Here is a 21373-nt window from a genome sequence, read left to right as displayed (position 1 = left end):
GAACCGAAGCTCAGCTTTTTGTTTTGACGCGTTTTCTTCACGCGAACCGGCGTCCACTTCGCTCGAAACCGCTCTAACCGGCGCGGCCGCCGCGCGGCTCAGCTGCTCCCCAGCGGCTTGTCGGAATCGCCCGACAGCAATTTCGGAAACAGCTCCTTGAAGGCGAACTTGTCGTCGCCCTTGGCGCGCTCGAAGCGCAGCACGACGTCAAAGCGGTCGCCTTCCCATTTGGTCGGCGGCGTGCCCTTGCTGACCGGGATCAGCGGCAGGATGTCGGAGATGATCGTCTTGTGCTCCCAGCACAGCAGCGCGACGCCCTTCGACGCCAGCACGGCCTTCATCAGCGCCGGCTCTTGCCCCTTGGCAAAGCCTTCGTTCGGTTTCAGGTGGCGGCGCGCGGAGAGCGCCGAGATCGTCTCGGCGGGACGGCTCGACGGCGGCTGATTGGGCGTGGTGCCCGGCGTCGCCGCATAGATCGCATTGGGCTTGGCATAGTCGCCGCCGGTGAGATCGGTGCCGAACAACGCCGCCCATGCGCCGGCGCGCTGCCAGCCGCGGAGCACGAGCGACTCGGTATCGGACACACCGTCCGCGGTAAAGCCGGGGCCCGGCCAGCCATCGTCAGGCTTCTCGGCATGGCGGATGATGAAGAGCGTGAGCGCGTCCATGGCGGCCTCTCCGGAGCAGATATGGGGCGGAACGATCCTAGCCTCGATACAGCCTGCGGTTGATGAACCGCATCACAATTTGCGAAAACTCGACCGGTACTGCGCCGGCGAGACGCCGAGCCGCTCGGTGAATACGATGCGCATTCGATCGGCCGAACCGAAGCCGCAGTCGAACGCAACCGCTTTCAGTGGCCGGTCCGAGCCCTCGAGCAGCCGGCGCGCGGCATCGACCCGCGCCCGCTCGACGAATTCGTGCGGCGTGATGCCGGTCTCCTGCGCGAAGGCGCGGCCGAAATTGCGCACGCTCATGCCGACGGCCTCCGCCAGCGATTGCAGCGTGTGGCGCGCGCCGACATGCTGCATGACGTGCGCCTGCGCCCGCGCAACCGGCGAGGCCTCGTCGATGGGTGCGGTGAGATAGGGGCTGAACTGCGACTGCCCGCCCTGGCGCTGCGCCACCACGACCAGCCGCTTTGCGACCGCGACCGCGACCTCCGGCCCGTGACGCTCGCCGACCAGCGCGAGCCCGAGATCGATCCCCGCAGTCACGCCGGCCGACGTCATCAGCCTCCCGTCGCGGATGTGGATCCGATCGGGGATCACGTCCGCGGCCGGAAAGCGCGCCGCGAGCCGCTGCGCGTTCTGCCAATGCGTCGTCACCTTGTGGCCATCGAGCAGCCCGGCGTGTCCAAGCGCGAAGGCGCCGGTGCAGATCGAGCCGTAGAGCTCAGCGCGCTCCGGCGCCCCGCGCAGCCACCGCGTCATTTCGGGGTCCGGCGCGGCCTCGGGCAGCGCGGGCCCGCCGGCAACAAGCAGGATATCAAACTTCTCGCTTGCCTCGTCGAAGCTGAGGTCGGCCGCGATCTTCATGCCGTTCGATGCGCGCAGCGGTTCACGGCTGACGCCGACCAGCACCGTCTCATAGCCATTCCCGGCAGGCACAAAGCCGTTCGTTTCGGCGAACACGTCGACGGGACCGGCGACGTCGAGCGCCTGAACCCCTTCGTGAATCGCGACCGCGACCTTCTGAACCGCCATGCCTTCTCCCTGCCCGCTGGCGCGAAACGACGTCTCGTTGGCCCGATCCGGCGGCGCGCGATCGTTGCGGGATCGGCCCAGAACAAGCGACAACAGCGCCACCACGGACCACGCCGGAAGGCGATCCAGAACACACCGCAGAGACGAACGCCGCCCGCGTGATCCCACGCCACGGTCCCGTCTTGCCACATCGAGGAGCGTCTTGAAATGACCGAGATCATCGCGGGCATCCGCGTACCCGACAGCGCCATGGCCCGCGCCGCGACCCAGCTGGTGCGCGATTCCGAGGACGATTTGCTCTACAATCACAGCCGCCGCGTGTTCTTCTGGGGCGCGCTGACCGGCAATCGCCGCAAGCTGAACTTCGATCCCGAGCTGCTCTATATCGGCGCCATGTTCCACGACATGGGCCTCACGCCGGCGCATGCGAGCCCCGACCTGCGCTTCGAGGTCGACGGCGCCAACGCCGCGCGCGACTTCCTCAAAGGCTACGGCGTCGCCGAACGCGACATCGAGGACGTCTGGGCTTCGATCGCGCTGCACACCACGCCCGGCATTCCCGAGCATATGCGTCCGACCGTCGCGCTGGTCACCGCTGGGGTCGAGATGGACGTACTCGGCATCGCCTATGACGATTTCTCCGACACACACCGCGACCATGTCTGCGCGCATCATCCGCGCGAGGCGAACTTCAAGGAGAACATTATCGATCATTTCGCAGGCGGCACCATCAAGAAGCCGCATACCACCTTTGGCAACGTCAAGGCCGACGTGCTGGCGCTAAAGGATATGAACTACAGAAGGACGAACTTCTGCTCGATCATCCTCGGCTCGAAATGGCCGACATGAGGTCAGGGGACCTCAAGCGTGCGGACCGCGTTCCGGTCCGGGATCCCGACCGGCCGCCGCGAGTGAGAGCCGGCCCAGATAGTGCGCCCAGCCCTTGTCATGGGCCGCGCACTGCGCCGCGTTCGGCAGGCCGCTATGGGTCATCCGAAGCAGCGTGCCGCTGTCCTTGTCGATCAGGTCGATCTCGATCAGGCTGGATCCCGGCGGCACTTCGGCGCCGCCCTCCCAGCCGAAGCTGTAGGCAAGACGATGCACCGGCACGACCTCGCGAAACGCGCCGCGTGCCGCCCGCGACAGATCGCCGGAGACGCCCTTGAGCAAATAGAGCCCGCCTGGATGCAGCTCGGTCTCGGCCTCTAATCCCATCCAGCTGACGATCTTCTGCGGATCGGTCAGGAACGCGAACACGGTTGCGGGCGGGGCTGCGATCTGCATCTCGCGTTGGACGATGAAGGCTTCGGTCATCGGTCTATCCTCCATGGGCAGTCAGGTTTCGGGATAATTCGTGACAAGGGTGGCGCGTCAACCCCATGATGGGGTGATGCAGATGTCCTCGACACTGAGCTGGCTGGTCGACGCCGCCGCCGAGACCGCGGGCGCCAACCGGTTGCTGGCGGATCTTGGGAGCCACCTTATCACGGATGGCCTGCCGCTTGCCGGCGGTACGCTGACGCTCGAAGTTCCGCACCCGCTGATCGCACGACGAACCTGGCTGTGGCGTGCCGAGACCGGCGAGGTCATCGAAGCGCTCGGCTTCGCGCCGGAACAACCCTTTGCGATGCCCGATATGATCGGATCCGGCGATGCCGGCCGGCGCTGGCTCGGCGCCCTCGCGCGCGGCCCGATCCACCAGGACACCATCGGAACGCGACCGGATGGCCCGACCCTGAGCTGGATCGGGACCGATCCCTTCACGCCTGCCGAGGCGGATCGATTGCGCGAGGCAGCGCGCTTCATGGCGGCACCGCTTGCCGCGCTTGCGGCGCGCGCAACATTGACGGCGGCGCTGGAGGCCTATCTCGGCCGGCGCAGCGCGGCGCGCGTGCTGGCATCGCCGTTGCGACGCAACACCGGCGAAACCATCCGCGCAGCGTTGCTGTTTGCCGACCTGCGCGGCTTCACGGCGCTCTCCGAGAGCCATCCGCCTGCCGAGGTGATCGCGGCGCTCGATGCCTGGTTCGACCGCATCGCCGGCGCGATCCACGCCTTCGGCGGCGAGGTGCTGAAGTTCATCGGCGACGGCCTGCTCGCGATCTTTCCGGTCACCACCAGCGCGCGCAGCGCATGCGAGGCGGCGTTGCGCGCGGTCTCGGCGGCGCGCGTCGGCATGGCGCATCTCGACACCGAGCGCCGCAAGCGGGGCTTGCCGACGCTGTCGTTCGGCGCGGCGCTGCATCTCGGCGAGGTGCACTGGGGCAATATCGGCGCCGCCGACCGGCTCGACTTCACCGCGATCGGCGCCGCGGTCAATCTGGTCAGCCGGCTCGAAGGCCTGTGCAAGCCGCTGGAGCAGAGCGTACTTGTCTCGGAGGCCGTTGCCGCCGAGGCCGAGACGCCGCTGGTCGCCCTCGGCACCCATGCGCTGCGCGGCATCGCGCGGCCCTGCGCGGTCTTCACGCTGCCGGAGGGGTGAGCCGGTCATCGGAACAGCCGCAGCCACGGCGCCAGGTGGAACGCGCTCATCAGCGCGTACATCGGGACCATCCCCTGCAATGACAGCGGCCCCTGCATGGCGCCGCAGATCATGTCGGCCGGCGCCATCGCGGCCACCAGCGCCATGACCGCGAAGGTCGGCGCCGCCGCGAGCGACAGCCAGCGCGCCGCCGTCGAACCGCGCCCGCCGAGCCTGCCCTTCAACCAATCGTCACGTGTTTCGATACCGCTCATCGTTCGATCTCTCTGGAGATGATCCATGTCGTCATGTGCTAGGTTAGGACCGGGCCTCGGAGGGCGAGAGTGACAAGTGTGTCGGGATTCGAATGGACTCGCTGATTACAGCTGCGGCGCGCGCGCTCGCGGCGGGTGATCCCCTCGGCGCACTGAAACGGGTGGCCCTGCGCGACGATGCGCCGGCGCTGGCGCTGCGCGGCATCGCGATGGCAAGGCTCGGCGATTTCGCGCGTGCCAAGGAGCTGTTGCGGCGTGCCGGCCGCGCCTTCGGTCCACGCGAAGCGATCGCGCGGGCGCGCTGCGTGGTGGCCGAGGCCGAGATCGCGCTGGTGTCGCGCGATCTGTCCTTTCCCGGCAAGAGCCTCGCCGCGGCGCGCGCGACGCTCGCGGCGCGGGGCGATGCGCTCAACGCCGCCCATGCCGGCTATCTCGAGATCCGTCGCCTGCTGTTGATCGGGAGCCTCGATGCGGCCGAGCGCATGCTCGGTGACCTCGATCCGGCGCCCTTCCCGCCGGCGCTGCGCGTCGGCCATGAACTGGTCGTCGCCGGAATCGCCATGCGCCGGCTGCGCACCAGGCCGGCGCGCGACGCGCTGGCACGGGCCATGGACGCCGCGCGCCGCGCCGGCATCGCCGAGCTTGCGGCCGAGGTCGAAAGCACCGCGCGCCTGCTCGCCACGCCGGCGGCACGCTTGATTGCGCGCGGCGGCGAGCGTCCGCTGCTGCTCGAGGAGGTCGAGGCCCTGATGGCGTCGAAGGCGCTTGTCGTCGATGCCTGCCGCTATGCCGTGCGCGATGCCCGGACAACTATTTCTCTGAATCGGCGTCCGGTGCTGTTCGCGCTCGCCCGCGCGCTGGGCGAAGCCTGGCCGCAGGACGCGTCGCGCAGCACGCTGATCGCGCGCGCGTTTCGCGGCAAGCACGCCGATGAATCGCACCGGGCGCGGCTGCGGGTCGAGATCGGACGGCTGCGCCGGGCCTTGCGGCCGCTCGCCGATCTCAACGCCACGCCCGACGGCTTCGTGCTGGAGCCGCACGGCCGGCGCGAGGTCAGCGTGCTGGCGCTGCCGGTCGAGGAGGAGCATGCGGCGGTGCTGGCGTTCCTCGCCGACGGCGAGGCGTGGTCGAGCTCGGCGCTGTCGGTCGCGCTCGGCGCCAGCCAGCGCACCGTGCAGCGCGCGCTCGATGCGCTGGCAGCCAGCGGCAAGGTGCAGCCGGTCGGCCGCGCCCGGGCCCGGCGCTGGATGACGCCCCCGGTGCCGGGATTCACGACGACGTTGTTACTCCCTGCCCCGCTGCCGAACGGCTAGCATCGGGCCGAGATTACAGGAGCCGAGCATGAAGAAGTCCGAAGCCGAGATCATCCGGGAATATGCCTTCGAGGGCGTCGAGAGCGTCGGCGGCGTCAGCTTCGACGGCGAGCAGGTCTGGTTCGCGGCCGGCGGCCGGCTGGTCGCGTTCGATCCCGACAGCGGCAACACCACCCGTACCCTCGACATCGCGGCCCATGCCGGCACCGCCTTCGACGGCAAGCACCTCTACCAGATCGCCGAGGACCGCATCCTGAAGATCGAGCCGAGCAGCGGACGCGTGCTGTCCACGATCCCCGCGCCCGGCGGCGGCCGCGACTCCGGCCTCGCGTGGGCGGAAGGCTCGCTGTGGGTCGGCCAGTATCGCGACCGCACCATCGTTCAGGTCGATCCGGACACCGGCAAGGTCATTCGCACCATCGCAAGCAATCGCTTCGTCACCGGCGTCTCCTGGGTCGATGGCGAACTCTGGCACGGCACCTGGGAAGAGGACCAGAGCGACGTCCGGCGCATCGATCCGCAAACCGGCGAAGTCATGGAGCGGCTGGAGATGCCGAAGGGCACGTTCGTCTCCGGACTCGAATCCGACGGCAAGGACCGGTTCTTCTGCGGCAGCGGCTCGACCAACAACAAGGTGCGCGCGATCCGCCGGCCGAAGCGCAGCGGCGCGTGAAGCGACCAACCGCTCCACGCGCTGAGCCTGCTCACGCCGGTGCGGGCACCGCGGTGGGCCGCGCCGATGCCATCGGCCGGAAGGTCATCATGATCAGGAACGCGCCGAGGCCCGTGGCCCAGGAGCCGACATAGAGCCACGTGTAGCTCGCAAAGGTGTCGTAGATCAGGCCGCCGGCCAACGGCCCGGTCGCCATGCCGAGGCTGCCGGCCATCGCGGTGCCGCCGATCACGGTGCCCAACATGCGCAGCGGAAAATTCTCGCGGATCAGCACCGAGTACAGCGGCATGGTGCCGGCATAGATGAAGCCGAAGATCGCCGCGACCGCGTAGAACGCGGCAAGCTCGCGCACGAAGACATAGCCGAGCGCGCCGAATGCCTGTGCCAGTAGGCCGAGCACCAGCACGCGCTTGGCGCCGAAGCGGTCGCCGAGCAGGCCGAAGGCGATGCGACCGCCCATGCCGGCGAGTCCCTCCACGCTGTAGATCGTGACCGCGGCAACCAGCGGAATGCCGCAGGTCACCGCGTAACTCACCGTGTGGATGATCGGTCCCGAATGGGTGGCACAGCAGAAGAAATTGGTCGTGATCAGGATCAGGAATTGCGGCGAGCGCAGGGCCTGCGCCAGCGACAGCGGCGGCTCTCCGTTGGCGGAAACCGCCGCTTCAGGGGCGTCGCCTTGCAGTGCCGGCGGACGCCGCACCAGCAACGACACCGGGATCATGATTGCGCCGACGACGCCCGCGACGATCAGCATCGCGGTCCGCCAGTCGTGGTGGGAGATCAGCCAGGCCGCGAGCGGCGACATCGTCATCGGCGCCATGCCCATGCCGGCCGACACCAGCGACACGGCGAGACTGCGATGGGTGTCGAACCAGCCGGTGACGCAGGCCATCATCGGGGCGAAGATCGCCGCCGTGGCCGCGCCGACCAGCGCGCCGAACATGAACTGAAAGGCCAGCAGCGAGGTCGCCCGGCTTGCCAGCGCCAGGCTTGCCGCCAGCACGATCGATCCGGTCAGCACCACCGGGAGCGGCCCGAACCGGTCCGACAGCGTGCCCCAGATCATGCTGGTGAAGGCCATCGCAAGGAAACCGATGGTCATCGCGCTGGAGATCCCGGTCACCGACCAGCCGGTCTCCCGCGCCATCGGCTGCAGGAACACCGGCAGCGAGAACATGCCGCCGATCGCGACGCAGCCAAGCAGGCCGCCGGCCGCGACGATCACCCAGCGATAGGTCGAATTGCTCATTCCGGAACTCCCATGCCGCCCGTTCTGGCTGGAAGACGAACGGACCGGACTGGAACCGACAACGAAAGGCCGCGCCAGCTCATTTTTTTCGAGCCTGGTGTCGAGCGGAGCGGACGAAGGCCTCTGCACGCTGAAAGGCGATCATCGTGTCGGTCCGCCCTGCGACGGCAGGGGTTCCTTTTGGCTCGCCGCCGGTGTTTCCTCTATCACGGCGGAGAATGGGCATGCAGGGGTCGCTGGGAGAGAAGATCGGCAGTGGGCTTTTCGCGGATGTCCACGCCTGGGCGCCCGGTCAGGTCGTCAAGCTATCCAAGCCAGGCATCCCGCGCTGGGTCGTCCAGCACGAGACGCAAATAACCCGCGCGGTCTTCGCCGCCGGCGGCCCGGCGCCGGAGGTGTTCGGCGAAGTCACTCTCGACGGCCGCTTCGGCATCGTACTGCCGCGGCTCGATGGGCCGACCCTGTTGCAGGCGATGCGCACCGGCGCCATCACGCGTGAACAAGCCGGCGCAATTCTTGCGACGCTCTGCCTTGCCGTTCACAAGACGCGACCGCCGCCGGTCGCATTCTCGCTGCGCGAGGCGATGGACGCCCGATTGCGGTTTGCCGGCAGCGTGCTTCCGGAGCGCATCACCACCGGCGTCCTCGCGCTGATCGAGCACCTCGCGCCCGATGATGTGCTGTGCCATTCCGATCTTCACCCCGGCAACGTGATCATGACGGCGCAGGGTCCGAGATTGATCGACTGGCTCGGCGCGGCCCGTGCGCCCGCCGCCTACGAGATTGCGCAGTGCCATGTCCTGATGGCCGAGCTTGACCTGGAATACGCCGATGATCCGGAGCGGGCCACGGTCAATTCGGTTCTGCAGGCGGAGTATGCGCGGCTGGCCGGCATCACCCCTGCGGCGCTGACGGCGGCGATGCAGCCCTATTTGCCGATCGTCCGCGTCTTCCTTCTGCTCGGCGGGGCCAAGCCCGACATGCGGGAGCGGCTGATCCAGCGCGTCGAGGCGGCCCTGCGCTCGGAAGGCTGAATTGAATGGTCGCACGCCAGTCTCAGCGACCGGCCAGACTGCATCCCGGCTGCGGCGCAATCTGGCCAAGCGGCTCGGACCTGCACCCAGTGCCGTCCGCTTCGACGATGATGTCCTTGAGCGACCCGGCCTCGTCGGCCCGCCGGATGAAATCCATCCACCCTCACCACGTACAGCAGCACCTTGGTCTTGTTCGCGGCGATCTCCCTGATCAGGGCGAGAAATCCGCCTCGGTCGCCAGCGTGCATTTGGTCCCGACCACCTTGCCGCCGAGCCGCGCGCGGTGCCGACCATCTGATGCGGCCAGACCCGGTCGGCGCCGTGTTGCCGAAGGAGATTTGATTAGACCATCACTCCGCGGCTTCGCGCTGCGGGACGCCCTGCTCGACGTCGAGCTGCAAAATGTCGTTGAAGCGATTGAAGGCGCCGCACAGCGCGATCCGCCAGGTCAGCTCGACGATCTGCGCTTCCGAGAAATGCTCGCGCAGGCGCACGAAGACCTCGTCGCGGGTCTTATTCCAGTTGTTGGTGACGGCGATCGCATACTCGACCACCAGCTTGTCGAGCGACTCGAGCTCGGGGTGATCCTGATAGTCGAGCAATCGGTCGGCGCCCGCCTCCGAGACGCCCTGGATCGCAAGCTTCGGCGCGTGGTGCGACACGCAATAGTCGCACTTGTTCAACAGCGAGACCGTCACCAGCGCGAGCTCGAGATGCCGTTTCGAGATCACCGCCTCGTCGGCGAGATCGACCAGCAGGGACCACATGTGTTTGAAGATCGGCGGACGCAGCGCCATGACCCCGGCCTGGTTCTCGAACGCGCCATAAGTGGTCATCTTGTCCCACAGCGGTTTGAGCTCGGCCGGCAGGTCGTTCCTGGTCTTGATGGACACGCGTGACATGGATATTGCCTCGGATCGGAATTGAACCGATGCAACCTGCCCCGCTTCGTCCGATACCGCAAGCCGCCCGACGGCATGGCAAGTATCACGCCGGATCGGTGCCGCGCGCGCAGTGCCGGCAAAGGCGTCGCCCTGCCTAGAACGAGGTGCCGCCGCCGAACCTGAACTCCTGCACGATGTCGTATTTGCCCTTCGTGATCGGCACTGCGTAGTCGAAGCGCAGCGGGCCGAATGGCGACGCCCAGATCAGGCCGACGCCGACCGAGGTCCGCACCACGTTCTCGTCGTCGTATTGCAGGCCGCATTTGCAGGCAGCCGTATTCACCTCACCGGTCGCAGCCCACGAGGTCGGGCCCTGGTAATCCCACAGCGAGCCGGCGTCGGCATAGACCGCGCCCTTCAACCCGACCTCGGAGGGCAGGAACCAGAACGGCATCTGCAGCTCCATCGACGCGCCCCAATATTTGGTGCCGCCGAGCGCATCCCCGGTCGCCCCCAAGCTCGCATAGGTGATGTCGCGCGGCCCGATGCCGCCGGAGGCAAAGCCGCGCACCAGATTCGGCCCCATCTGGAAATTATCGAGCATGCGCAGATCATTGTTTCCGACCTTGCTGAGCAGGCCGCCCTGCAGATGGATCAGGCCGACGAGATCGGACACCAACGGCGTGTAGTATTTGGCGTCGACCGCGCTCTTCAGATAGGTCACGTCGCCGCCGACGCCGGCAAAATCCTGCTTGAAGTCGATCAGCAAGCCGTCGGTCGGGTTCTTGTTGTTGTCGAGCGTGTTGTAGGTCAGCGTATAGCCGACCGCCGAGGTCCAGGTCGCGCCCTGCGCCAGTTCTTCACGCACGGGCAGCGTGGATTCGCCGTCGCCATAGCAACCATATCCATAAAGCCCCGACGAGACCGAATTGGTGGGGTCGACGCCGTGGAGCACACTCTGGATGTAGGCCGGCGTCGGATTGAACGCGAGCGAGGTGTTGGCCGCATTGTTGTTGCAATTATTATAGGCGCTATCGAGCGAGATTTCCTGCTGATAGAGCGAATAGCGCAGCTGGAGGGTCAGGTCCTCGCGCAGGGCAAGGCCGAGCCTTGGCGAGAACCCGATCGTCTTGACGCCATAGGTCGTGTAGGCCGTCGGCAGTTGCTCCTTGTAGTAGGCATCGAGCCCGAGCGCGACGCGATAGTCGAGCAGATAGGGTTCGACAAAGGACAGCGTCAGGCCGCGCGAGTATTGGCCGTAGCTGACCGATGCCTTCGCATACAGGCCGCGGCCGAGCAGATTGCGTTCGGAGATGCTGACCTCGGCGAGCGCGCCGTCGGTGGTCGAATAGCCGCCCGAAACCGAGAAGTCGCCAGTCGACTTCTCCTCCAGATCGACAACCAGGATGACGCGATCGCTCGATGAGCCGGGCTCGGTGGTGATCTTCACCGTCTTGAAGTAGTCGAGATTTTTCAATCGCCGCTCGGCACGATCGACCAGCGCGCGGTTGTACGCATCGCCTTCCGAAAGATCGAACTCGCGCCGGATCACGTAGTCGCGGGTGCGGCCGTTGCCGCGAATGTCGATCCGCTCGATATAGGTGCGTGGCCCTTCGTCCACATGGAACACGATCCCCACCGTATGGGACTCGAAATTCCGGTTGCCGTCCAGACGGACCACTGCGAAGGAGTAGCCACGGCGCGATGCCTCGATCTGCATCTCCTCGACCGACTTCTCGATTGCCTCGGCGTTGTAGAGCGAACCTATGCTGACGCGCGAGAGCGAGCGCAGGCTGTTCGGATCGAAACCGGCAATGCCGGACTGGAAGCTCACGGTCTCGACGCGGTACAGTTGCCCCTCCTCGATCTTGAACGTCACTTGAAAACCCTTGTGCTCCGGGTCGTATTCGGCGAGCGCGGCCACCACCTGCACGTCCGCATAGCCGTGCTTCAAATAGAAGCGACGAATCAGGTCGCGGTCGGCCTCGACACGGTCGGGGTCGTAGATGTTGGCGTTGCCGAGGAAGCTCAGGAAGTTGGTCTCGTGGGTCTTGATCACGTCCTTGAGGCGCGATGCCGAGAAGCTGTTGTTGCCCATGAACTCGATGGTCTTGATGCCGGTCTTGGCGCCCTCGTCGACGGTGAAGACGAGATCGACGCGGTTGTTCGAGCGCTCGATGATCTCGGGCGTGACACGCACGTCGTAGCGGCCGGAGTGCCGATAGATCTCCGTGATCCGCAGCGCATCCGACTGCACCATCGGCCGCGACAGCGTGCCCCGCGGCTTGGACTGTATCTCGGCCGAGAGCTGCTCGTCCTTGACCTTCTTGTTGCCCTCGAACGCGACGCGGTCGATCACCGGGTTCTCGACCACCGAAACCACGATCCGGCCGCCGACGCGATTGATCTTGACGTCCTGGAACAGGCCGGTCCCGACCAGCTCCTTGAGCGCGTCGTCGATGGCCGCCTGATCGAGATGGCCGCCGGGCCCGGCCCTGAAATAGGAGCGGACGGTCTCCGCCTCGACCCTGCGATTGCCTTCGATCGTGATCGCATCAACCGATTGAGCCGCCACCGGTGCCACCAATAGCCAAGTCATCAGCGATGTCACCGACGTCCCCGGGATCGAAAAGCCCGTAAGCACGATCGCCGCGACAAGGCTCCGCCACGTCTTCATTCCACACCTCGCGAACAAGTCACCCGTTGTGACGGGATGGTGATGGCTGCGGTGTGGCTGCAGGATTGCGGGATTATTTCCAGTGATTTGGGACTGTGAGCGCAACGAGGCGTGACCCCCGCCCGGATTGTTTCCGCCTGCGTGCGCCGCTCACAGTTCAGAAACACTATGCTTACGAAAAGGCGTAATGCCGCCCACAAGCGACGCCTATGCTGGTCGATTGGTGGCTGAGCGCGCCGCAACGCGCGTGAAATGCCCTTATCATGAGGCTCGTCACGGACCATGCTTGCACATACGCCAAAGATCCTCGTCGTCGAGGACGATCTGCCAACCAGAGACCTGATCGCCCGCTACCTGCGCGACCAATCCTGTCTGGTCGCCACGGCCTCGAACGGCCGGGAAATGGATCGTTACCTTGCCGGGCACTCGCTCGATCTCGTCGTGCTCGATCTGATGCTGCCGGGAGAGGACGGACTGACCCTGTGCCGCCGCCTCCGCGGCGATTCGACGATCCCGATCATCATGCTGACCGCGAAGGGCGAGGACCTCGACCGGATCCTCGGGCTCGAGATGGGCGCGGACGACTATCTCGCCAAGCCGTTCAATCCGCGCGAGCTGCTAGCGCGGATCAATGCCGTGCTGCGCCGCCAGGCGCAGGCCGACCTTGCCGGGCGCTCCGGCCAGAGCGCCGCCCGCCTGCGCTTCCAGGATTGGACCATCGATCTGCGCTTGCGCGAACTGCGCGATCCCGACGGCGCCCAGGTCACGCTGACCAGCGCCGAGTTCGATCTGCTGCAGGTGTTCTGCGAGCGGCCCGGCCGGATCCTGACGCGCGATGGCCTCCTGACCATGACGCGCAGCCGGCCGGCCAGTCCGTTCGGGCGCAGCATCGACGTGCTGGTCAGCCGGCTTCGCCGCAAGCTCGATATCACCGAAGGATCGTCTGTCATCAGGACGGTGCGCACCGGCGGATATATCTTCACGCCGCATGTGGAGGACGCATGAGCTGGACCCGCAGGATTGCCGCGCTGTTCAGCTTCCACCGGATCAGCGGCCAGATCGCAGCCCTGATCCTGCTGTCGCTGGTGTTGATTCACGCGCTGATCGGGCTCTACTTCACCAGCCAGAAACCGAAATCGTTCGCCGACCGGCCGATCCATCAGTTCCAGCTGGTTGCCAAGCTTCTGGCCGAGGCGCCTCAGGCCAATCGCCCAGCGCTGTTGCAGGCGGCCGACCGGGCCTTTCCCCGCTTGCACTTCACCTTGCGCGACGCCGCTCCAGGCTTGTCTGACAGGGCTTCGTCCGATACGCCCGGCGTCGACGATATCGATGAGTTTTCCGCGAAGGCCGCGGCGGCGGCGGTTCAGTTACCGGACGGAGCCCTGATCGAAGCGACGATCGGCCCGACGAAAATGCCGCCTTTCTTCGGCGCATTCTGGGTCAGCACGTTCCTGTTCCTGTTCGTCAGCGTCACGCTGCTCGGCGTCTGGGCCGCTCGCGCGCTGAGCGCGCCGCTCTCCGCCTTTGCCCGCGCCGCCGAGAATTTCAGCATCAGCCAGGCGGCCGCTCCGCTTCCGGAAACCGGTCCGCAGGAAATCCGCGCTGCCGCGGTCGCACTCAATCGCATGCGCGAACGCATCACCACCCTGATGAACGATCGCACGCGGATGCTCGCCGCTATCAGTCACGATCTGCGCACGCCGATCACCCGGCTGCGGCTGCGGTCCGAATATATCGAGAACGACGCCCAGCGCGCGGAGACCCTGCACGATCTCGACCAGATGCAGGCCATGCTGGAATCCGTGCTGTCGTTCCTGAGCGGCGGCAGCGCGGCGAAGCCGACGCTGGTCAACGTGGCCGCGCTGCTGCAGACGGTCTGCGAGCAATTCTCCGATTGCGGCCACGTCGTGCGTTATCACGGCCCGGCCAGGGGATCGCTGCTGGTTCGTCCCAGCGAGATCAGCCGCACCGTGACCAATCTGGTGGAAAACGCGCTGCGGTTCGGCAGCGAGGTCGATATCCGGCTCTCCGCATCCGCCGATCGGACCGTCATCGACGTCTCCGACGACGGTCCGGGGATTCCGGAGCACCTCCGGGCCGAAATGCTGAAGCCCTTCGTCCGCGGCAACGAGGCCCGCACCATGGACGAGAAGAGCGGCTTCGGGCTTGGTCTTTCGATCGCGCAGGCCATGGTGCGTGGGCACGGCGGCGAGCTGTCCCTGCACGACAACGAGCCGCACGGCCTTCTGGTCCGCATCGCGCTGCCGGGGGCCGTGCATCTTGGATCGGATCGCGCCGAAGCGAGCCCATCTCGCCCCGCGCAGCGCGAGCTCGTGTCGGGCTAACTCAAGTGAGCTTCTGAGAACGCGGTTTCAGCTCGTCCGGCGTAACACAGCAGTCGCCGCCGGAGGCTCAGCCCTTCTTCGTATCGCCGCGCGTGTGATGCAGCAGATTGTCGCGCAGCCTGACCACGCTCTTCTGCACGATCGGAAACTCGTCCCCGAGCCCGGTAGCCTCGACCAGCGACGCGTTGATCTCCTTGTCGAGCAGGCGCCGACCGGCGGCCGTCAGGCTCACCCGCACCTGCCGCTCGTCGGCGGGATCGCGGGTGCGGCTGATATAGCCGCTCTGCTCGAGCTTCTTGAGGATCGGCGTCAGCGTGTTGGATTCCAGGAACAGCTTCTCGCCGAGCGCGCTGACGGTCTGGTCGTCCGCCTCCGACAGCGCGATCATGGCAATGTACTGGGTATAGGTCAGGCCGACCGCGTCCAGGATCGGCTTGTAGGCGCGGCCGAAGGCCAGATTGGCCGAATAGACCGCAAAGCACAGAAAATTCGACAGTTTTCGGCCTTTGCTTTCGGCCTTGGCGAGGCGGGTCACGGGCGGCTCCGGAGTTTGTGAAGTCCGGGTCAATATAAATCGCGTCCGATTAAATCGGAAGTGCTTGACACGCCCGGGCATGCGGCTTATTTCGACGCGTATCCGATTAGATCGGATGCGAGCTAAAGTTTGCCATGACCGCCAATGCCAAGGTTCTCGTCACCGGAAAGACCCACGTCACCGCCGGCCCGAACGGTGCCGCCCGCTCGCGCGACGGCTTCCTCGACGTCAAGCTGCCGCAGCCGCACCCGGCCGCCGAAAACCTGTTCGCCGCCGCCTGGTCGGCCTGCTACATCGGCGCGATCCAGCTCGCGGCCGGACAGCGCAAGGTCAAGCTCGCGAGCGAGCCCGAGGTCGACGCCGAGATCGATCTGAACCAGGCCGGCAGCGCCTTCTTCCTGAGCGCGCGCCTCAACGTCCACGTTCCCGGCGTGGAGCGCGACGTCGCGCAGCAGCTGATCGAAGCCGCGCACGGCATCTGCCCCTACTCCAAGGCGGTGCACGGCAACATCGACGTCACGACCACCCTCGTTTGAGACCAGCACATGGCGACCTCCGACGCGGACCGGCCGCTTGCCGGTTCGCGGTTGGACCGATCCAGACGAAAATCCGGAGTTCAAGATGACCAGTAAGCTGTTGACGGCGACGCGCCTCTTCGCGAGGACGGCCTTGTTCGCTGCGGGTCTCCTGACGATCCCGAGCGCGCAGGCGGAGCAGCCGGCCGGCATCGCCCGGACCGACCTGCAGCGCCACGACCTCAGCGCGCCCGGACGTGAAGCCGTGCAAGTGCGCGTCGACATCGCACCCGGCAAGGCGTTCGGCCGGCACACCCATCCCGGCGAGGAGATCATCTATGTGCTCGCCGGCACGCTCGAATACGATGTCGACGGCAGACCGCCGGCAACGCTGAGGGCCGGTGACGTGCTGTTCATCCCCGCAGGCGCGATCCACGCGGCGAAGAACGTCGGCGACGTCACGGCCAGCGAGCTTGCGACCTATATCGTCGAGAAGGACAAGCCGCTGCTGACCCTGGTGAAATGACCGATCCCGCCTGCCCGCCCTTTCCTTCAGGGCGGGCGCGGCGGCATCAATTCACTTCGTGCCCTGAGCTTCGGCCTGCACGACCTGCCGCGCATTGAAGATCAGGAAGCTGATCGCGGCCATGACCCAGACGCCGATGCCGCCATAGAGCATCACCCAACCAAACCCGCTCGCGAGTGCCTGATGCACGATCGAGCCGGTCAGCTCCGGCGCCGAGGCGGCGTCGCCGGCGGCGATCCGCTCGGCGATTGCGCGAAGCTGCGCGCCGTCCATCGACGGCAGCACGGCCTTCAGATGCGCCAGCACGCCGCTCGCCAGGATGAACCCCATCAGCGCGATGTTGACCGACAGCGAGACCATGCGCGCGCTCATGTCGATGCCGGACGCCATGCCGGCGCGGTCGCTCGAGACTGAGCCTGTCGTCGTGTTGGTCACCGGCGTATTGGTGATGCCGAGGCCAATTCCGGCAAGCAGGCAGCCCGGCAGCATCGTCAGCCAGTCCGGCTGTGCGGCGGCACTGCCGAACTTCATCAGCATGAATCCGGCGCCGATGGTGAACAGCCCCGCCGGAATGATCAGGCCCGGCTGATAGCGCAGCGACAGCCGCTCGGCGAACGGCGGCATCACCAAGGTCGGCAGTGTGTAGGCGAGCAATGCAAGCCCCGCGGACACGCTGTCATAGCCGAGGCCGGCATGAAACCAGATCGGCAGATAGATCATGAACGGCCAGTAGCTGAGGTTCATTGCCGCCGAGCCGACGATCGAACCTGCGAACGCCAGGATCCGGAACACCGAGAAGTCGAACATCGGCCGCCGGCTGACCTTCTCGGCAACCAGGAACGCGATGAAGCTCACGACGGAGACGGCGAAGATTGCAAGCCCCTTCGGACTGACGAAGCCGAGATCAGGCCCCTGCGTGATGTAGAAGGCGAGGCAGAACACCGCGAGCGACATCGTCACGATCCCTGCGACGTCGAGGCTGCTGGCCCTGGGGTCTTTCGATTCGTGAACGCCGCCGATCGTCAGCACGAAGGCAACCGCCGCGAACAGCACGTGGACGAGGAACACCCATTCCCAGCTCAGGACCGCGACCACGGCGCCGCCGATGATCGGCCCGAAGCCGAGGCCGATGCCGAAGATCACGCCCCACCAGCCCCAGGCGACGGCGCGCAGACGGCCGCCCTGGAATTCGTGTGACAGCACGGCGATCTGGCAGATCAGCAGCGCGCCGCCGCTCAGCCCTTGCAGGAACCGGGCGACGATCAGCATCTCGACGCTCGAGGCGACGCCGCAGATCAGCGAGGTGATGCCGAAGGCGGCGATCGCGACCAGGAAGACGCGCTTGCGCCCGTAGCGGTCCGCCACCGTCCCGATCGCCATCAGCACCGTGGTCACCGCGATGGTGTAGGCATTCATGATCCATTGCAGCGCCTTGAAGTCGGCATGCAGCACCCGCTCCAGCGTCGGCAGGATCGCGGGAATGCTGGAGATCTCCAATCCAAACATCAGGCAGGCAAGACATACGGCTGACAGCACGACAGCGCCGCGGCGGCTCAGTTCAGTTGACATGATGGGGCCTTTTGTTGTGACGAGCCAACGGCATACCGTGCGCTGTTGCCAGGGTGCTGGCAGCAGCGTCGGTCGATCGACTCACGATGTATTGAGGCAGCAGCGGCAGGAATCGGGTGGCCGCGGCGCTTCACAACGCAAAGCTAGTCACCGCTTGAGCATTGGTGAATTGGATGACTAGATATTTCAGAGACAACAATTCCGGATGAATGACATGACCACCCTCGATGTCGATGCCGTCAAGGCGTTCGTGACGATCGCCGATCTCAAGAGCTTCACCCGTGCCGCCGATGCGCTCGGCACCACGCAAGGCGCGATCAGCGTGAAACTGAAGCGACTGGAGCGCCAGGTCGGACAGAGGCTGGTCGAGCGGACGCCGCGATCGGTGCGCCTGTCGGCACAGGGCGCGGTGTTTCTCGAACCCGCGCGCGCCTTCCTTGCCGCGCACGACCGCGCCGTTGCCGGCCTGTCGTCGGCGCGCCGCCGTTTCTCGCTCGGAATAGCCACCCATGTCGGAGCGCCCGAGCTCCCCACGGTGCTGGCGCGGCTGAGCGCGCATGACCCGGCGCTCACGATCGAGGTCCGGCTCGATTATGCCCGTGACCTGATCGATGCGTTCGATCGCGGCACGATCGACGCGGTGATCGTGTTTCGCGAGGACGACCGCCGCGACGGCGACGTGCTCGGACCTGATCATTTCGGCTGGTTTGCCACGCCCGGCTTTGTCCATCGCTCCGGCGAGCCGTTTCGACTTGCAGCCTCCTCACCGTCCTGCGGCATCCTCAACACCGCGACGCATGCACTCGACGCTGCGGGACTTCCGTGGACAGAGACCTTCCTTGGTTGCGGCGCCTTTGCCGTTGCCGAGGCCGTTTCAGCCGGCCTTGCGATTTCGGTATTCTCGCGCCGGATGGCGCCTCCCGGCACGATCGAGGTTGGCGAAAAATTCGGCCTCCCTGCGCTGGCCCCGTCCGAGATCGTGCTGCTGTCGGCATTGTCCGACGCCGGATCCCGCGCGATCCTGAAGACGATCGTCAGCGCCTTTCGCGACCATCATCGGCCGCCAGTTGATCGGACAGCAAGCAGCACCCCGGCAAAGGTCCTTCAGATGTGAACATCTGCAAGACCGTCTAGCGCCGCGGGCGGCCGGCGCGCTTGCCCTCAAACAGCGCGCGCTCCGACGCCAGCGCCTTGGCGAGGAAATCGAGCGTCGCGCGAATGCGCGCGGTGCGCTTGAGATCGTCATGGGTCAGTAGCCACAGCGCGGAGCGCGGCTCGACGAGCGCCTTCGGCGTGACCCGCCGCAGCGCGGGCGCGACATCGCCGACATAACACGGCAGCAAGGCGAGCCCCATTCCGGCCGCCGCGGCGTCACACAGCGCCGGCAGCGCATCGACGCGGCAGGCGATCCGCGCCGCATGAAGCTCCTCGCGCATCCAACCGGCGATGACGGTTCCGGCGAGCGCGTCGTCGAGCCCGATCCAGTCATGCGCCGACAGATCCTTGTCGCCGCGCCGGGCCAGATAGCTGCGCGATCCGTAGACCGCATGGGCAATATCGGCGATCCGCCGTCCGACCAGTAACTCGGACGGCGCCGGCGTCGGCCGGATCGCGATCTCGGCCTCGCGGCGCGTGAGGTTCGCCATCGCGTTGGAGATGATGATCTCCGGCTGGATCTCCGGATGCGCGGCGCGCATCGCGGGCAGATGCCGCATCAGCACCGTGCCGAGCGTATCGGTCGTCGTGATCCGGACCGTGCCCGATGGCCTGAGGTCCTGCCCCTCGAGCTTGCGCTCGAGCGCGAGCACCTCCTCCTCGAGCCGGGCCGCCGACGCCGCCGCGGTCTCGCCGGCCGGCGTCGGCGCGTAACCATCGCGAAAGCGCTCGAACAGCCGCGTCCCGATCACGGTCTCGATCGCGCCGAGGCGACGAAACACCGTCGAATGCGTGACGCCCAACCTGCGCGCCGCGCCCGACAGACTGCCCTCGCGTGCAACCGCGAGCACGAGGCGGAGGTCATTCCAGTCGAGAGCACTGTGCATTTTTGCAAACTCGCTTCGCATCCTTCGGTAATGCCTTATCACAAACAGACAGGCCATCTTCCGGGAATTCGATCGACCGGCGCGATACGCCGCCGATTGACCAGAGGAGCAGGCAGGTGACCAGCGAGACCACCGAGACATTCCGATTGCACGACACGCGGCCGGCGGCGGCCGATCCGCGGCGATGGCTGGCGCTGCCGGTGCTGCTCACCGGCGCCTTCCTGCCGATCCTCGACTTCAACGTCGTCAACCTGGCGCTGCCAGCCATTCGCGACAGTCTCGGCGCGAGCCCAAGCGAGGTGCAGTTCGTGATCTCGGCCTATGCCGCGACCTACGCCGTCTTCCTGATCACCGGCGGCCGGCTCGGCGACCTCTTGGGGCGACGGCGCATGTTCCTGACCGGCGTCGCCGGCTTCACGATTGCGTCGGTGATGTGCGGCATTGCCTGGTCGCCCACCGTGCTCGTCGCTGGACGAATTCTTCAGGGCCTCGCCGCAACCGTGATGGCGCCGCAAGTGCTCGCGTCGATCCGAGTGCTGTTCCCCGCGGCCGAGCAGGGCCGCGCGCTCGGCTTCTACGGTGCGACGTTCGGCCTCGCCAACATCTGCGGCCAGGTGCTCGGCGGCGTCCTGGTCTCGGCCCATCCGTTCGGACTGGCCTGGCAGGCGATCTTCCTGATCAATCTGCCGATCGGCCTCATCGCCCTCATCGGCGGGCTGCTGTTCCTGACCGACTCGCGCGCCGATCAGGCCCAGCGGCTCGACATCGGCGGCGTCTCCCTGCTGTCGCTCACGCTCGGTCTCCTGGTCTATCCGCTGATCGAGGGCCGCGAATCCGGCTGGCCGATCTGGATCGTCGCAATGCTGCTGGCGTCGCCGCTGTTGCTCGCCGCTTTCATCCGCTTCGAGGCCCGCCTGTCCGCGCGCGGCGGCGATCCGCTGGTGGCGCTGCATCTCCTGCGCAACAGCGACTTCGTGATCGGGCTGGTGATGGCGCTCGCCTTCTACATGCTGTCGTCGTTCTATCTGACCTTTGCGGTCTACCTACAAAGCGGACTGCATTTTTCGCCGCTCGCGGCCGGCCTTGCCACCCTGCCCTTTGCCAGCGGCTTCTTCGTCAGCTCACTGGTGTCGTCGCTGGTGATGCAATGGCTCGGCGCGCGCACGCTGACGCTGGGCTTCGCGCTCCAGGTGATCGGCTTCGGCGTCGTGATGCTGTCGGTCGGCGGCGCGCTGCCGCAAAGCCTCGAGTTCGGCCTGATCTGCGGCGGGCTCGGCTTCGGCACCGTGATGCCGTCGGTGATCAAGGCCGTGATCGGCAGCATCGATCCGCGTCATGCCGGGCTGGCGTCGGGCATGATGATCTCGACATTCCAGATCGGCGCCGCACTCGGCGTCGCGGTCATCGGCGGCGTGTTCTACAGCCTGCTCGGCCCGCATCCGCAGGCCGACGACTACGCGCATGCCTTCACGATCGCACTCGGCTGCAACGTCGCGCTGCTGGCGCTCGGCGGCTGGCTGTCGCTGTGGCTGCCGCGAGAGCCCGCCGCGTGAATTGGCCGGAGGC

General features: G+C 66.5%; 22 protein-coding genes. 11 read left to right on the top strand and 11 right to left on the bottom strand.

The window, feature by feature from the left end; all coding sequences use genetic code 11:
• Nucleotides 1-98: 98 nt before the first annotated feature.
• Together ACVMB0_RS23930 and ACVMB0_RS23925 are read right to left on the bottom strand one after the other, a co-directional pair.
• Nucleotides 99-668 (bottom strand): histidine phosphatase family protein, encoded by a 570-nt coding sequence (locus ACVMB0_RS23930; RefSeq protein WP_461347882.1) that lies wholly within the window; start codon nt 666-668, stop codon nt 99-101.
• Between the two features lie 72 nt (nt 669-740).
• A complete protein-coding gene (locus tag ACVMB0_RS23925) occupies nt 741-1706 on the bottom strand; it encodes a GlxA family transcriptional regulator (protein WP_461347881.1) in 966 nt (321 codons plus the stop codon).
• A 207-nt stretch (nt 1707-1913) separates the two neighbouring features.
• Here ACVMB0_RS23925 and ACVMB0_RS23920 point away from each other — a divergent pair, with 207 nt between their 5' ends.
• Nucleotides 1914-2555, top strand: a complete 642-nt coding sequence (locus ACVMB0_RS23920) for an HD domain-containing protein (protein ID WP_461347880.1) — start codon at nt 1914-1916, stop codon at nt 2553-2555.
• A gap of 12 nt (nt 2556-2567) precedes the next feature.
• Here the strand turns inward: ACVMB0_RS23920 and ACVMB0_RS23915 are convergent, their stop codons facing one another.
• Nucleotides 2568-3020: an SRPBCC family protein gene (locus ACVMB0_RS23915; RefSeq protein ID WP_456755261.1), complete on the bottom strand. Its 453-nt coding sequence runs from the start codon at nt 3018-3020 to the stop codon at nt 2568-2570.
• Between the two features lie 76 nt (nt 3021-3096).
• On the opposite strand from ACVMB0_RS23915, the gene ACVMB0_RS23910 reads away from it, so the two are divergent.
• Complete coding sequence (locus ACVMB0_RS23910; protein ID WP_461347879.1) at nt 3097-4188, top strand: adenylate/guanylate cyclase domain-containing protein; 1092 nt, start codon at nt 3097-3099, stop codon at nt 4186-4188.
• 5 nt (nt 4189-4193) lie between these two features.
• On the opposite strand, the gene ACVMB0_RS23905 is transcribed toward ACVMB0_RS23910, so the two are convergent.
• A complete protein-coding gene (locus tag ACVMB0_RS23905; protein WP_461347878.1) occupies nt 4194-4442 on the bottom strand; it encodes a hypothetical protein in 249 nt (82 codons plus the stop codon).
• Nucleotides 4443-4534: 92 nt separating this feature from the next.
• Between ACVMB0_RS23905 and ACVMB0_RS23900 the strand changes: the two genes are divergently transcribed.
• Nucleotides 4535-5755, top strand: a complete 1221-nt coding sequence (locus ACVMB0_RS23900) for a helix-turn-helix domain-containing protein (protein ID WP_461347877.1) — start codon at nt 4535-4537, stop codon at nt 5753-5755.
• A gap of 28 nt (nt 5756-5783) precedes the next feature.
• Nucleotides 5784-6428 carry a Vgb family protein gene (locus ACVMB0_RS23895; protein WP_461347876.1) on the top strand — a complete coding sequence of 215 codons (645 nt, stop codon included), beginning with the start codon at nt 5784-5786 and terminating at the stop codon, nt 6426-6428.
• 31 nt (nt 6429-6459) lie between these two features.
• Here ACVMB0_RS23895 and ACVMB0_RS23890 read toward each other — a convergent pair whose 3' ends face one another.
• Nucleotides 6460-7680, bottom strand: coding sequence for an MFS transporter (locus ACVMB0_RS23890; RefSeq protein WP_456755266.1), 1221 nt, complete (start codon nt 7678-7680; stop codon nt 6460-6462).
• A gap of 224 nt (nt 7681-7904) precedes the next feature.
• Between ACVMB0_RS23890 and ACVMB0_RS23885 the strand changes: the two genes are divergently transcribed.
• Entirely contained in the window at nt 7905-8714 is an 810-nt protein-coding gene (locus ACVMB0_RS23885) for a phosphotransferase (RefSeq protein ID WP_461347875.1), read from the top strand.
• A 22-nt stretch (nt 8715-8736) separates the two neighbouring features.
• Here the strand turns inward: ACVMB0_RS23885 and ACVMB0_RS23880 are convergent, their stop codons facing one another.
• From ACVMB0_RS23880 to bamA, 3 genes are all read right to left on the bottom strand, one after another.
• Nucleotides 8737-8871 carry a hypothetical protein gene (locus ACVMB0_RS23880; RefSeq protein WP_461347874.1) on the bottom strand — a complete coding sequence of 45 codons (135 nt, stop codon included), beginning with the start codon at nt 8869-8871 and terminating at the stop codon, nt 8737-8739.
• 193 nt (nt 8872-9064) lie between these two features.
• Nucleotides 9065-9616, bottom strand: a complete 552-nt coding sequence (locus ACVMB0_RS23875; protein WP_461347873.1) for a carboxymuconolactone decarboxylase family protein — start codon at nt 9614-9616, stop codon at nt 9065-9067.
• Nucleotides 9617-9752: 136 nt separating this feature from the next.
• On the bottom strand, nt 9753-12275 hold the full coding sequence (gene bamA / locus ACVMB0_RS23870; protein ID WP_461347872.1) for an outer membrane protein assembly factor BamA: 2523 nt from the start codon (nt 12273-12275) through the stop codon (nt 9753-9755).
• Nucleotides 12276-12557: 282 nt separating this feature from the next.
• Between bamA and ACVMB0_RS23865 the strand changes: the two genes are divergently transcribed.
• Nucleotides 12558-13280 (top strand): response regulator, encoded by a 723-nt coding sequence (locus ACVMB0_RS23865; protein ID WP_461347871.1) that lies wholly within the window; start codon nt 12558-12560, stop codon nt 13278-13280.
• On the top strand, nt 13277-14620 hold the full coding sequence (locus ACVMB0_RS23860) for an ATP-binding protein (RefSeq protein ID WP_461347870.1): 1344 nt from the start codon (nt 13277-13279) through the stop codon (nt 14618-14620). Before ACVMB0_RS23865 ends, ACVMB0_RS23860 begins: the two co-directional genes overlap by 4 nt.
• Before the next feature lie 67 nt (nt 14621-14687).
• Here ACVMB0_RS23860 and ACVMB0_RS23855 read toward each other — a convergent pair whose 3' ends face one another.
• Nucleotides 14688-15155: a MarR family winged helix-turn-helix transcriptional regulator gene (locus tag ACVMB0_RS23855; RefSeq protein ID WP_456755271.1), complete on the bottom strand. Its 468-nt coding sequence runs from the start codon at nt 15153-15155 to the stop codon at nt 14688-14690.
• A 134-nt stretch (nt 15156-15289) separates the two neighbouring features.
• On the opposite strand from ACVMB0_RS23855, the gene ACVMB0_RS23850 reads away from it, so the two are divergent.
• Nucleotides 15290-15691, top strand: coding sequence for an Ohr family peroxiredoxin (locus ACVMB0_RS23850; protein WP_461347869.1), 402 nt, complete (start codon nt 15290-15292; stop codon nt 15689-15691).
• Nucleotides 15692-15776: 85 nt separating this feature from the next.
• Entirely contained in the window at nt 15777-16196 is a 420-nt protein-coding gene (locus ACVMB0_RS23845; protein ID WP_461347868.1) for a cupin domain-containing protein, read from the top strand.
• 51 nt (nt 16197-16247) lie between these two features.
• Here the strand turns inward: ACVMB0_RS23845 and ACVMB0_RS23840 are convergent, their stop codons facing one another.
• Nucleotides 16248-17765 (bottom strand): MFS transporter, encoded by a 1518-nt coding sequence (locus tag ACVMB0_RS23840; RefSeq protein ID WP_461347867.1) that lies wholly within the window; start codon nt 17763-17765, stop codon nt 16248-16250.
• Between the two features lie 214 nt (nt 17766-17979).
• Here ACVMB0_RS23840 and ACVMB0_RS23835 point away from each other — a divergent pair, with 214 nt between their 5' ends.
• Nucleotides 17980-18879, top strand: coding sequence for a LysR family transcriptional regulator (locus ACVMB0_RS23835; protein ID WP_461347866.1), 900 nt, complete (start codon nt 17980-17982; stop codon nt 18877-18879).
• A gap of 16 nt (nt 18880-18895) precedes the next feature.
• Here ACVMB0_RS23835 and ACVMB0_RS23830 read toward each other — a convergent pair whose 3' ends face one another.
• On the bottom strand, nt 18896-19807 hold the full coding sequence (locus ACVMB0_RS23830; protein ID WP_461347865.1) for a LysR family transcriptional regulator: 912 nt from the start codon (nt 19805-19807) through the stop codon (nt 18896-18898).
• Between the two features lie 116 nt (nt 19808-19923).
• Between ACVMB0_RS23830 and ACVMB0_RS23825 the strand changes: the two genes are divergently transcribed.
• Nucleotides 19924-21360 (top strand): MFS transporter, encoded by a 1437-nt coding sequence (locus tag ACVMB0_RS23825; RefSeq protein WP_461347864.1) that lies wholly within the window; start codon nt 19924-19926, stop codon nt 21358-21360.
• Nucleotides 21361-21373 lie beyond the last annotated feature (13 nt).

It is taken from the genome of Bradyrhizobium sp. USDA 4451 (assembly GCF_054822585.1).
Note: the sequence above shows the minus strand (reverse complement) of the source record. Positions and strands in the feature narration are given on the sequence as shown.